This window comes from Streptomyces sp. NPDC017991, from assembly GCF_044328075.1.
GTDB lineage: Bacteria > Actinomycetota > Actinomycetes > Streptomycetales > Streptomycetaceae > Streptomyces.
Genome location: NZ_JBIRGP010000001.1, coordinates 991,545 through 1,004,079, shown reverse-complemented (window position 1 = coordinate 1,004,079; position 12,535 = coordinate 991,545). Strand labels below are relative to the sequence as shown.

8 protein-coding genes are annotated in these 12,535 nt (G+C 73.4%); 4 read left to right on the top strand and 4 right to left on the bottom strand.

All coding sequences use genetic code 11. From position 1 onward, the window contains the following. Positions 1 to 39: 39 nt before the first annotated feature. The 4 genes from ACH4DZ_RS04305 to ACH4DZ_RS04290 form a co-directional block, all read right to left on the bottom strand. Positions 40 to 612 (bottom strand): TetR/AcrR family transcriptional regulator, encoded by a 573-nt coding sequence (locus ACH4DZ_RS04305; protein WP_398285370.1) that lies wholly within the window; start codon positions 610 to 612, stop codon positions 40 to 42. Beyond that, positions 609 to 971 (bottom strand): DUF1304 domain-containing protein, encoded by a 363-nt coding sequence (locus tag ACH4DZ_RS04300; RefSeq protein ID WP_398285369.1) that lies wholly within the window; start codon positions 969 to 971, stop codon positions 609 to 611. The genes ACH4DZ_RS04305 and ACH4DZ_RS04300 overlap by 4 nt, the downstream gene beginning before the upstream one ends. An 87-nt stretch (positions 972 to 1,058) precedes the next feature. Continuing rightward, positions 1,059 to 2,318 carry a PucR family transcriptional regulator gene (locus ACH4DZ_RS04295; RefSeq protein WP_398285368.1) on the bottom strand — a complete coding sequence of 420 codons (1,260 nt, stop codon included), beginning with the start codon at positions 2,316 to 2,318 and terminating at the stop codon, positions 1,059 to 1,061. Positions 2,319 to 2,480: 162 nt separating this feature from the next. Beyond that, the gene (locus ACH4DZ_RS04290) at positions 2,481 to 3,914 is read right to left on the bottom strand and encodes an MFS transporter (RefSeq protein WP_398285367.1); all 1,434 of its coding nucleotides are present in this window, start codon (positions 3,912 to 3,914) and stop codon (positions 2,481 to 2,483) included. Between the two features lie 299 nt (positions 3,915 to 4,213). On the opposite strand from ACH4DZ_RS04290, the gene ACH4DZ_RS04285 reads away from it, so the two are divergent. The 4 genes from ACH4DZ_RS04285 to ccrA are packed head-to-tail and all read left to right on the top strand — an operon-like array spanning position 4,214 to position 12,469. Then, complete coding sequence (locus ACH4DZ_RS04285) at positions 4,214 to 6,031, top strand: fatty acyl-AMP ligase (protein WP_398285366.1); 1,818 nt, start codon at positions 4,214 to 4,216, stop codon at positions 6,029 to 6,031. Beyond that, positions 6,028 to 10,080, top strand: coding sequence for a beta-ketoacyl synthase N-terminal-like domain-containing protein (locus ACH4DZ_RS04280; RefSeq protein ID WP_398285365.1), 4,053 nt, complete (start codon positions 6,028 to 6,030; stop codon positions 10,078 to 10,080). The genes ACH4DZ_RS04285 and ACH4DZ_RS04280 overlap by 4 nt, the downstream gene beginning before the upstream one ends. A gap of 27 nt (positions 10,081 to 10,107) precedes the next feature. Then, entirely contained in the window at positions 10,108 to 11,115 is a 1,008-nt protein-coding gene (locus ACH4DZ_RS04275; RefSeq protein WP_398285364.1) for an alpha/beta hydrolase, read from the top strand. Positions 11,116 to 11,164: 49 nt separating this feature from the next. After that, the gene (gene ccrA / locus ACH4DZ_RS04270; RefSeq protein WP_398285363.1) at positions 11,165 to 12,469 is read left to right on the top strand and encodes a crotonyl-CoA carboxylase/reductase; all 1,305 of its coding nucleotides are present in this window, start codon (positions 11,165 to 11,167) and stop codon (positions 12,467 to 12,469) included. Positions 12,470 to 12,535: the final 66 nt, after the last annotated feature.

Below are 12,535 nucleotides of genomic sequence, written 5' to 3'. Positions count from 1 at the left end.
AACCGCGCGACGGGGGTCCGGGGGGCCCGCAGACGGATCTCACCCGCCGCGAGCCCCGTCCCACGGAACCGCGTGCAACGCCACCAGCAGGCGCCACACCTTGTGCGCGATCTCCGCCGGGGCGCCCTCCACGAGCCCGTGCAGCCAGTCGCCGAGGACGCCCGCGAAGGTCGCGGCGACGGCGGAGGCGACGAGGGCGGCCTCGGGGGCACCGGCGAGTTCGCGTTCGGCGAGGCTGCGGGCGCGCAGGTCCTGGTGGAGGACGCGGCCCAGCGGACCGCCGCCGCCCGGGGTCAACAGGGCGCGGTACAGCGGGGCGTGCGGGGGGAGGTCCGCGAAGAACCCGAGCAGGGCCTCCGGTGCCGACCTGGGGTCGGGCCTGCCCCGCCACGCGTGCAGGGCGTCCACGGCGTCGCGTACGACATCGGCGCAGGCGTCGACGGCCAGCGCCTCCAGGTCGGCGTAGTGCAGATAGAACGTGGCCCGGCCGACCCCGGCCGCGCGCACCAGCGAGGCGACGTTCACCTCCGTGAGCGGCCGCCGGGCGCACTCGTCGAGGAGGGCCCGGCGCAGCTTGGCCCGTGTGCGTTCGGCCCGGGGGTCGGAGGTCACCGGGCGACGAGGACGGCGGCGAGGGCGAGTGCGCCGGGCAGGGCCTGCGCGAACAGGATGCGCTTGTTGGCGGTCACCGTGCCGTACACGCCCGCGACGACCACGCACACCAGGAAGAAGACCTGGGCGTGGAATCCCGTCGGGTCGTCGGCGACCAGACCCCAGACGAGCCCGGCCGCGAGAAATCCGTTGTAGAGCCCCTGGTTGGCGGCGAGCGGGGCGGTGGCCCGCGCCATCTCCGCATCGAACCCGTGCAGCCCGCGCCCCGGCTTGCGCTCCCACAGGAACATCTCCAGAACCAGGATGTACCCGTGCAGGGCGGCGACCAGGCCGACCAGTACGTTCGCGAGTGTCTGCATGGGGGTGGGCTCCTTCGGTGGCGCTTCGATTTCCTGGACAGCTGTCCAATATACATGGACATCTGTCCAGGAAATCCTCGGCGCGCGTCACCGCGACCGGGCGGCCCGTCGCAGGTTCAGCGCGCGCAGCGCCAGTTGCATCTCGAACTGGGCCGTCGGGTCGTGGAGCCGGTCCCCGAACAGTTCGTCCAGCTGGCGCATGCGGTAGCGGACCGTCTGCGGGTGGACGGCGAGCCGCGCGGCGACCTCGCTCGCGTTGTGGCCGCACTGGAGCCAGCTCAGAAGCGTCTCCGCGAGGCGCTCCCGCTGCGGCAGCCGCACGCTGTCCAGAGGACGCAGATGCCGGTCGGCCATCGCGTCCACCAGGGCCTCGTCGCGGAAAAGCAGCAACGTGGCCAGATGGTCCCGGCAGCGCACCATCTGCGTGTCGGGCAGCACACCCCGCCGGGCGAGATCCAGCGCCTCGGTGGCCCACCGCAGCGACCTGGCCCCTTCCTGGAGCGCGACGTTGGGGCCCATCGCGGCCCGTAACCCCTGCAGCGCCCCCCCGACGGCCCGGGCCCGACCGGGGCCCTCGGGGTCGGGCACCACCAGCACGGCGGGCTGCACGTCGAACCGGGCCAGGAACTCCGGCGGCACGATGGGCGGCGGCCCCGCGGCCCGCGAACCCCGGTCGATGACGACCACGGCCAGCGAACGGGGCACCGGCCACTGCGCGGTGTGCGCCAGCTCCGTGATGGCCGCGACCGACGCGGGCGGATCCACGATCAGCAGATCGATCAGCCGCGTACGCCGCTGCCCCAGTTCCCCGGCCGCGTGCAGCCGCGCCTCGGTGTACCCGGTCGTCGTCGCGGCCGCCATCTCGTCGAGGTGCAGGAACAGCGCCTCCCCGAACGCGGCCAGCACATGACGAGGCAGCAGATCGGCGTCTACCAGCGCGTTGATCCGTCGCCAGGCCACCCGCGCGCCGAGACGCAGGGCCGACTGGAACGCGTCGAGACTGCGCCCCTCGTCCGCCTCGCCCCGGCCGATGCGCAGGTAGGTCGCCCGCACCGGCTGCCCGTCGTTGTCGGGCTCGGCCATCCGCTGCAGGAACCCCTGCAGGGCGTGCTCCACGCCCTGGTGCACGACCTGCATGTACGTGTCGTCCGTCGGCCGCGCGTACTCCGGGATCTCGGTCCTGATCGCCCGTACGACCTCTTCGGTGATGTCGGTGAAGAACGGTCTGAGCTGGTCGTGCAGACCCGAGGGGAACGACTTGAACGGGCCGTCGACCGCTTCGGCGACGCCGGCGGCGGTCACGGCCGTCATCCCGGCCTCGCTCGCCGGTATGCGGAATCCGTTCACGCGGAGGCTCCTTCCGCACACGGAAAGTGGGGCACACCGACGTTACCCGCACGGATTCTGCCCAGCCTCATCGTCGGCTGACAGAGACGCATCCGACACTTGTCACTTCACGACAACTTCAGGTTCGCCACCACACGGCAGCGGCGCACGACCTCCCGCTCGTCACTTCATGACCAGGGGAGTCCTGGAGCGCGCCACGACCCGCCGTGGACGGCGATGGCGGCCACGGCGGCGCAGCGTCAGCAACGTGACCAGCGCGCCCGCCAGGACGCAGCACGCCGCGATCCGCAGTCCCAGGTCGTACCCCTCCAGGAAGGCGTCGCGCGGGTCGGCCCCGGACCGCAGTTCGGCCCGCTCGCGCCGGGTGAGGACCACACCCACCAGGACCACCCCGAACACCCCGGAGACCTCGCGCGCCGCGCTCACCAGGCCCGTCGCCATGCCCATCCCGTCCTCCGGGACCCGGAGCAGGGAACGCACCGTCAGGGGAGTGGTGAGGGCGGAACCCCAGCCGATCATCAGCAGCCCCGGCTGCAGATCCCAGAAGCCGGCCCCCGCGCCCGCGCCCGAGACGTACAGCAGACCGACCGCCACCAGGCCGAGTCCTCCCGCGATCGAGACATGGGCGCCCAGTGCGCGGGCCGCCCGCTCGGCCACCGGCGTCCCGAGCAGCAGGGCGCCCGCCAGCGGCAGAAAGGTCAGCCCCGCTTCGGTGGGGGAGAAGCCGAGCACCCGCTGGAGATAGAGGGCGGTGAAGAAGAACACCCCGTTGACGCCGATGCCCCACAGCACCTGCGCGAGGATCCCGCCGGTGAGGAACCGGTCGCGCAGCAGCCGCGGTTCGACGAGCGGCCGCGCGGTCCTGGCCTCCACGACGACGAACGCGCAGGCGGCGACGGCCGAGACACCCAGGCACTGCGGCACGGGCGCGGCGGTGAAGCCGTGTTCCTGGCCGCGCACGAGTCCGTACGTGAGCAGATAGAGCGCGAGTACGGACAGCAGTACGCCGGGCACGTCCAGACCCCGGCGGCGGGGCGCGGACCGGGCGGGCACGGCCGGCATCAGCAGCAGGGAGAGCACACCGAAGGGGACGTTCAGAGCGAACACCCAGCCCCAGCCCCACCGTTCGGTGACGAAGCCGCCCACCACGGGCCCCAGCGCCAGCGCCACGGCCAGGGCCGCCGTCCACAGGCCCACGGCCGTCGAACGCAGTCGCGCGGGCAGGTCCACCGTGATGACGGCGAGCGAGGCCGGAATGACCAGCGCGGCCCCGACCCCCTGCACGGTACGGGCCGCTATCAGCGCACCTCCGCTGTCCGCGAGGGCGCACGCCGCCGAGGACACCGTGAAGACGACGATCCCGGTGGCCAGCACCGGCCTGCGTCCCCACAGATCGGTCAGCCGGCCGCCGGGGAGCAGCAGTGCGCCGAAACTGAGCACGTAGCCGGCGGCCACCCACTCCAGGTCCGGGACGGTCAGGCCCAGTTCGCGCTGCACGGTCGGCAGGGCGACGTTGATGACCGTGTTGTCGAGCGTCGTGATGAAGCCGGTCAGGGTGAGCAGGGAGAACAGCGCGAACAGCCGTGCACGTCCCACAGGCCGCTCCTTCCGTCTTCGCACGGATCGTCCGCACGGATTGTCGAGGGGGCGGGGGCGTCCGGGCTCTGGGCCACGGCGTGGAACCGGGCCCGCGCTTTTGTCAGGGAACTGACAGAACGCGCGAGTCGAACTGTCAGCACGTCCTCTAACCCACCGGCGGCCCACAGGCGGAACCTGGGTCACCGTTCCACGCCGGTGCCTACGCCGGACCGGTGTCCGCTCAAGGCCGGTGCCCGCCCCACCGGGCACCGCCCGCCGTCCCGATCAGCTCCGCCGCCGACCCAGTTGGAGCCGCCATGACCTCCGGAGCCGCCATGAACTCCGCCGGGCCCGCCGCCGAAGCCTCCCTCACGGACCATCTGAGGCACTGGGCCGAACACCGTCCGCAGCAACGGGCCTTCAGCCATGTCGCCTTCCCCGACCGCTCCTTCGGCGGTCTGCACCGCACGCTCGGCTGGCGGGCCCTCGACGCCCGCGCCCGAGCGGTGGCGGCCCGCCTCGCCACCGTCGCGTCCCCCGGCGAACGGGCCGCCCTCGTCCTGCCCCAGGGCCTGGACTACGTGGCCGGGTTCCTCGGCTGCCTGTACGCCGGCGTCATCGCCGTACCCCTCTTCGGACCCGAACTCCCGGGCCACGGAGACAGACTGGCGGCCGTGCTCGCCGACTGCGAACCGGCCTGTCTGCTCACCGACTCCACGGCTGCCCCCGCGATCCGCGACCTCGTACGGGAACGCCGGCTCCCGGACGTCCCGGTGCTTCCCGTCGACCGACTCCCCGCCGCGCGCGACGGGTTCGGCCCGGACGGCGACGGTGGCCGGTCGGTGACGAGGCCGGGAGCGAGGCCGGGGTCGAGCCCGGAGTCCGGGCCACGGCCGGGACCCGGGCCGGACGACATCGCGTACCTCCAGTACACCTCCGGCTCCACCCGCAGTCCGGCCGGCGTGATGATCAGCCACGCCAACGTCGTCGCCAACGCCCACCAGGCGCTCGAAGCGTTCGTCGCCGACCCGCGCACGAGCACGACGGTCGGCTGGCTGCCGCTCTTCCACGACATGGGACTCGTCCTCAGCATCGCCGCACCCGTGGTGGGCGGTTTCCCGTCCGTCCTCATGGACCCCGGCGACTTCCTCCGCGACCCCGCGCGCTGGCTGCGCCTCCTCGGCTCGTACGAGGGCACGATCAGCGCGGCCCCGAACTTCGCGTACGACTACTGCGTGGCCCGCACGGCCCCCGAGGACGTCGAGGAACTCCGCCTGGACCGCGTACGGGTGCTCATCAACGGCAGCGAGCCGGTACGGGCCGGCACGGTGGAGCGCTTCCGCAAGGCCTTCGCGCCCGCGGGGCTCGCCCCCACGGCACACTGCCCGGCGTACGGTCTGGCGGAGGCCACCGTCTTCGTGACCGCGAGCCCCTTGGGCGAACCGCTCTCGGCCGTCGCCTGCCGGGCCGACGCCCTCGCGGCGGGGCGGATCGAGGTGTCGACGGCGGACGACGGGCACACGGAGTCGGCCGTGCTCGTCTCGTGCGGCACCCCGGTCGGACAGGAACTGCGGATCGTCGGAGCCGACGGCGGCGTACTGCAGGCCGGACATGTCGGGGAGATCCAGGTGCGCGGGCCCAATATCGGCCTCGGCTACTGGAAGCACGCCGGACAGACGGCCGAGACCTTCGGCTTCGGCGCGGGGGAGGACTGGCTGCGGACGGGCGACCTCGGCGCCCTGCACGAGGGGCGGTTGCTCGTCACCGGCCGCCTCAAGGACGTACTCGTCGTGGACGGGCGCAACCACTACCCCCAGGACATCGAGGAGACCGTGCAGTCGGTCGTCCCCCTGGTCCGCCGGGACCATCTCGCGGCCTTCGGAGTGACCCGGCCCGACGCCGTGGGCGAGGAACTCGTCGTGGTCGCGGAGCACCGGCGGGACGCCGACCCGACGGCGGACGACCTCCGTGTCGCCGAACGCGCGGTACGCGCCGCCGTCTCGGCCCGGCACGGGCTGCGCCTGGGCTCACTGCTGCTCGTCCCCCCGGGCTCCGTCCCGCGCACGAGCAGCGGCAAGGTGTCCCGCGCGGCCACCCGGAAGCGCTTCCTCGACGACGGGTTCGGGCCACGATGAGCGCGTCGCGCACGGCGGTCCGCGCACTGGTCACCGAACGGCTGCACGGCTGGTACGGCCTGCCGCCGGCCGAGTTGAGCGACGACCGCCCGCTGGCCGAGGCCGGCCTGACCTCGCGCGACGCGCTGGCCCTGACGGCCGCGCTGGGCGAACTGGTGGGACGGCGGCTCCCCGACACGCTGCTGTGGGACGCGCCGACGATCGACGCGCTGGCGGAGCGGCTGGCCGAGGACGAACCGCAGGCGACCCCCGCCCCAGCCCGTACCCCCCTCTCCGCTCCCGGATCACCCGTCGCCGTCGCCGTCGTCGGTGTGGGCTGCCGCTTCCCCGGCGGTGTCACCTCCGCCGACGCGTACTGGCGGCTCCTCACCCGGGGCCGGGACGCGGTCGGCACCCTTCCGGCCGGCCGCTGGGACCCTTTCGTACGGGACCCGGAAGACCTGCCGGACGACGTGATCCGGCACGGCGCCTTCCTCGGCGGGCTCGACGCCGTCGCCGGTTTCGACGCCGAGTTCTTCGGGATCCCGGCGCACGAGGCCACCGCCATGGACCCCCAGCACCGCATGCTCCTGGAGGTCACCCGCGAGGCCCTCGACCACGCCTGCCTCGCCGCCGACGCGCTCGCGGGCACCCGTACCGGTGTCTTCGTGGGCATCAGCGGCAACGAGTACGCGCACCTCACGACCGCCGGCCCCCGGGCCGTGGACGCCTGGACGGCCACCGGCGCCGCCCTGAGCGTCGCCGCGGGCCGTCTGTCGTACGCGCTCGACCTGCGCGGCCCCAGTCTGGCCGTGGACACGGCGTGCTCGTCGTCGCTGGTCGCGGTGCACCACGCGGTACGCAGCCTGATGTCGGGCGAGAGCGACACGGCACTGGCCGCCGGAGCGAACCTGCTCCTGACCCCCGCCGTCACCCTCGGCTTCCAGCGCGCGGGCGCCCTCGCGCCGGACGGCCGCTGCAAGGCCTTCGACGCCGCCGCCGACGGGATCGTACGCGGCGAGGGCTGCGGGGTCGTCGTCCTGAAACGGCTCACGGACGCCGAGCGCGACGGCGACCGCGTCCTGGCGGTGATCCGCGCGACCGCCGTCAACTCCGACGGCCGCTCCAACGGGCTCACGGCCCCCAACGCCGAGGCCCAGCGCGCCCTCCTCGCCGAGGCGCACACCGATCCGGCGACGGTGGACTATGTGGAGGCCCATGGCACGGGCACCGCCCTCGGCGACCCGATCGAGGCGAGCGCCCTCGGTGCCGTCCTCGGCCGTGACCGCACCCCGGAACAGCCCCTCCTGATCGGTTCCGCCAAGACCAACCTCGGCCATCTGGAGGCCGCCGCCGGGATCGCGGGCCTGGTCAAGACCGTGCTCGCCCTCCACCACGGCGAGGTCCCCGGGCAACTGCACTTCACCCGCCCCGGCCCGCACGCCGACCTCGACGCGCTCGGGCTGCGCGTCGTCACGTCCCCCGAACCCTGGCCCCGCTACTCGGGCACCGCCACCGCGGGCGTCTCGGCCTTCGGCTTCGGCGGCACGAACGCCCACGCCGTCCTCACCGAACACCGCCCCACCCGTACGGGGCCACCCGCGTCCGGGACCGCCGAGCGCCCCGCGCTGCTCCTGCTCGACGGCCCGACCACCGACCGCGTGCGCGCGTACGCGGGCGAGCTGGCCGCCTGGCTGGACACCCCCGGCGGCCGACGCGTACGCGACGCCGACCTCACCCGCACGCTCGCGGGCCGCACCGGCCGCGGCCGGCACCGCGCGGCGCTCGTCACCCGCGACCGCACGGAGACGGTCACCGCGCTCACCCGCCTGGCCGACGGCGCCCCCTCGCCCCACCTGATCACGGGCCACGGAGCCCCGGGCGGGCCAGGACCGGTGGTGTGGGTCTTCTCCGGCTACGGGTCCCAGTGGCCCGGCATGGGGAGCCGACTCCTCGCGACGGAGCCCGTGTTCGCGGCGGCCGTCGACCGCCTCGAACCCCTCCTGCGCGAGCACGCCGACCTCTCCCTGCGCGCCGGACTCCGCCCCGACGCCGACCTGTCGACCCCCGCCACCGTCATGCCCGTCCTGTACGGCATACAGGTCGCCCTCGCCGAACTGTGGCGGTCGTACGGTCTCGAACCCGCCGCCGTCATCGGCCACTCGCTCGGCGAGATCGCGGCGGCCGTCGTGTCCGGGGAACTGGACCCGGCGACCGGCGCCCGCATCGTCGCCGTACGTTCCCGGCTGCTGGCCCGGCTGGACGGCGGAGCCATGGCGGTCGTGGACCTCCCGGCCACCCGGATCCCGGCGCTCGCCCGCGAGTTCAAGTCCCTGCGGGTGGCCGTGCACGCCTCACCCGCCCAGAGCGTGGTCACGGGGTCGGCCGCGGACGTCTCGGGACTGGTCGCCCGGGTGACCGACGCCGGTGGCTTCGCCCGCTCGCTCGGCGTGTCCGCGGCCGGGCACTCGCCCGAAGTCGAGCCGCTGCTCCCGGAGTTCGCCTGGGAACTGGGCGAGATCCGGCCCTCGGCACCGCGCTGTCGTCGCTACTCCACCGCGCTCGACGATCCGCGCGCCGCCGTCCCCTGCGACACGGAGTACTGGGCGGCCAACCTGCGCAACCCCGTCCGCTTCGCCCAGGCGGTGCGGGCGGCTGCCGAGGACGGGCACCGGGTCTTCGTCGAAGTCGCCCCGCACGCCACGCAGTCGCATCCGCTCACCGAGACGCTGCGCGACGCCGGGGCCGAGGACGCGCTCGTCGTGCCCACGCTGCGCCGCGGCACCGACGACGCCGTGGGTCTCCGTACCTCGCTGGCCACACTGCTCGTCCACGGCGTACGGGTCGCCCGGCCGCGGGAGGGGCTGGCGCCCGGGGGCCGCATCGTGGACGTTCCGCCGCCCCGCTGGCGGCACCGCCGGTTCTGGGCGGGCGAGGAGACACCGCCCGACTCCTCGTTCCGGGCCGCGCGGCCGACCTCGGCGCCGGGCACCGCCGAGACCCCGCTCGACCGGCTCCGCCTGTGCGTGGCAGGGGTGATGGGCTACGCCCCCGACCGCCTGGACCCCGACACCCCGCTGACGGACCTGGGCCTGGACTCGCTCACCGCCGTACGCATACGGACAGCCGTCCAACAGGAGTTCGACACCGACGTGGAACCGGCCACCCTCCTGAAACAGGCAACGCTCAGAGCGATAGCCAACCTGCTGCCACCCGCCCCGTCAGGGGCGCGGGGAACTGCGCGACCAGCCACAACGCACCCGCACCCGCACCCGCACGCCCTGCGTACCTTCCCCTCCACCGGCCCTCACACCCCCCTCTTCCTGGCCCATGCCGCAGGCGGCTCCGCAGCGGTCTACGCCCGCCTGGCGGCCGGCCTCGAAGGCGACCGCCCAGTACACGGCTTCGACCGACAGCCGGACCCCGACGACGTGCCCGCCCGAGCGGCCGAGTTCGCCCGACGCATCAGAGAGGTGCGCCCCAACGGCCCCTGGACACTGGGCGGCTGGTCCTACGGCGGCCTCGTCGCCCAGGAGGCGGCCGGCCTCCTCGCCCCGTACGGCCAGGTCGCGGCCCTGGTCCTGCTCGACTCCATCCTGCCCCTGCCCACCCGTCTCCCTCCGGCCGAGCAGGCCCTGCGGCACTTCCGCGACTTCGCCGCCTACGTGGAACGCACCTACGGCACAGCGCTCGACCTCCCGTACGACGAACTCGCCGGGCTCGACGACACGGGAAGGATCGACCTCGTCATCAAGGTGCTGCGGGACACCGTCGAACTGCCGGAAGCCGTCCTCGACCACCAGCGGACCTCCTACCTGGACCTGCGCAGCGGCGAACGGCACCTGCCCGGCGGGTACTCGGGCCGCACCCTGCTCTACCGAGCGAGCGAACCCGCCCCGTACACCGTCCGGGACCCCCGCTACGAGCGCGAGGACGCGACGCTCGGCTGGGACGCGCACTGCACCGACCTGACCGTCGTCCCGCTGCCGGGCCACCATCTGTCGCTGCTCGACCCACCGGTCGTCGACCAGCTGGCCCGGTTGCTGACACGCGATCTGCGGGACTCCTGACGCGGGACTCCTGAAGGGACTTGCCCCATGACTCGTAAGCGCAGATGTGCCGCTCTCGCGGTGACGACGGCCCTGCTCGGCACGGGCGTCGTACTCACCGCCCCGCCGGGCGTCGCCGCACCCGCCGCACCCGTCGAAGCCGCCGCACCCGTCGCGGAGGCCGCCGCGAGTGCCACCGTCGTCGGTGAGACGTGGCTCGACGCCCGGACCGTCGACCTCACGATCGCCTCCCCGGCCGTCGGCGCCTCCCTGCCCGTACGCGTCGTCCTGCCGACCGGTTACGCCGCGCACCCCGACCGCACCTGGCCCGTCCTCTATCTCCTCCAGGGCGCCCACGACGACTACACGTCCTGGACCAGGGAGACGGACGCGGTCGACTTCCTCGCCGGGCAGGACGTCCTCACCGTGATGCCCTCGTCAGGACCCACCGGCATCCCCACCGACTGGTGGAACTACGGAAGCGCCGACGCACCCGACTACGAGACCTTCCAGGTCGAGGAGTTGATGGGTGTGCTGCAGCAGAGGTTCCGGGCGGGGACGAAGCGCGCCGTCGCCGGTGTGTCCACCGGCGGCTACGGCGCCCTGGCCTTCGCCGCGCGGCACCCCGGCACCTTCGGCGCGGCGGCCTCGTACAGCGGGATCCTCGACACCACGGCCCTCGGTATGCCGACCGTGCTCAACGCCATCGTCGCCCGGGAGCAACTGCTCCCGCTGACCCTCTGGGGCAGCTACCTGTTCAGCCGGGAGAACTGGAACCGGCACAACCCCCACGCGCAGGCACGTGCCCTCCAGGGCACCGGACTGTACATCTCGCAGGGCAGCGGCCTGCCGGGCGGCGACTTCGGCAATCTCGAAGGCGCCCTGCTGGAAGGCACGCTCTGGGCTCAGGCCCACCGTTTCACCGCGCAGCTGGACGCCCTGGGCATCGCGGCCCAGGTGCACTTCTACAGCGGGGGAGCGCACGCCTGGCCGAACTGGCGGCAGGAGTTCAAGGCGTCCTGGCCGACGCTCGCGAAAGGCCTCGGCCTGAGCTGACCCCGGCCCGAGCGGACCCGGGCCGACCCCCACCCAAGGAGGAACCACCATGGACGCGCTGGCACAGGCCGTAGTCGCGGGAGCCGACCGCACGGAACTGGCACACCTCCCCACCCCCGGCCGCTTCACCGCCGCCCATCTGCGCGCGGAGGACGTGGACAGTTTCGCCGGGGTCGCCGACAAGGACGTCCGCAAGTCGATCCACCTCGGTGACGTACCGATGCCCGAACTCGCCCCGAACGAGGTGCTGGTGGCCGTCATGGCGAGCGGCATCAACTACAACACCGTCTGGTCGGCGATGTTCGAGCCCATCCCGACCTTCTCCTTCCTCAAGCACTTCGGCCGCCAGGACCGGTGGGCGGCCCGGCACGACCAGCCGTTCCACGTGATCGGCTCGGACGCGTCAGGCGTGGTCGTCCGCGCCGGTTCGGGCGTCCGCAGATGGCGGGTCGGCGACCAGGTCGTGGTGAGCCCGGTCTACGTCGACGAGGAGGACCCGGCCACCCACGCCGACGGCATGCTCGGCAACGGCATGCTGGCCTGGGGTTTCGAGACCAACTACGGCGGCCTGGCCCACTACGCCGTCGCCCGGGCCAGTCAACTCCTGCCCAAACCGGGCCACTTGACCTGGGAGGAGGCCGCCTCGAACCCGCTGTGCGCGGGCACGGCGTACCGCATGCTCGTCAGCGACCGGGGGGCCCGGATGACCCAGGGCGACGTGGTCCTGATCTGGGGAGCGGCCGGCGGGCTAGGCGCGTACGCGGTCCAGCTGGTCCGCAACGGCGGCGGGATCGCCGTGGGCGTGGTGAGCAGCGAGCGCAAGGCGGAGTACGTCCGCCGCCTCGGGTGCCATGTGGTCATCAACCGGGAGGAGATCGGACTCAGCGGCAGTGAGGCACCCGCTGACCCCTCCGTCGTAGGCAAGCGCCTCGGCAAGCTGATCCGGGCCGCGACGGGGGAGGACCCGCACATCGTCTTCGAGCACGTGGGCCGGGCCACCTTCGGTGTCTCCGTCTTCGTCGTACGCCGTGGTGGCGCGGTGGTCACCTGTGGCTCCAGCACGGGATACCAGCACGAGTTCGACAACCGATACCTGTGGATGCGCCTCAAGCGGGTCATCGGCAGCCATGGCTCCAACCTCCATGAGCAGGCCGCCGTGCACCGTCTCCTCGACCTCGGCCATCTGGCCCCCGCGCTCACCGAGACCTACGCCCTCACCGACACGGCGGAGGCGGCCAGGCTGGTCCAGAGCAACACCCACCTGGGCAAGGTCGGTGTCCTCTCGCTGGCCCCGGCGCCCGGCCTCGGTGTCACCGATCCGGTGCGCAGGGATCTGGTCGCCCGCCCGGCGTGATCAAATCGTAGTAACCCGCGGTAATAGCTCGGATGCGTCCAGGCCCCGTCGCTCACGGCGGGGCCT

Bases quoted from the DNA above. Each gene is read 5' to 3' on its own strand.
- ACH4DZ_RS04300 (WP_398285369.1), bottom strand. From the start codon at position 971: ATGCAGACACTCGCGAACGTACTGGTCGGCCTGGTCGCCGCCCTGCAC.
- ACH4DZ_RS04285 (WP_398285366.1), top strand. From the start codon at position 4,214: ATGACCTCCGGAGCCGCCATGAACTCCGCCGGGCCCGCCGCCGAAGCC.
- ACH4DZ_RS04280 (WP_398285365.1), top strand. From the start codon at position 6,028: ATGAGCGCGTCGCGCACGGCGGTCCGCGCACTGGTCACCGAACGGCTG.
- ACH4DZ_RS04275 (WP_398285364.1), top strand. From the start codon at position 10,108: ATGACTCGTAAGCGCAGATGTGCCGCTCTCGCGGTGACGACGGCCCTG.
- ccrA (WP_398285363.1), top strand. From the start codon at position 11,165: ATGGACGCGCTGGCACAGGCCGTAGTCGCGGGAGCCGACCGCACGGAA.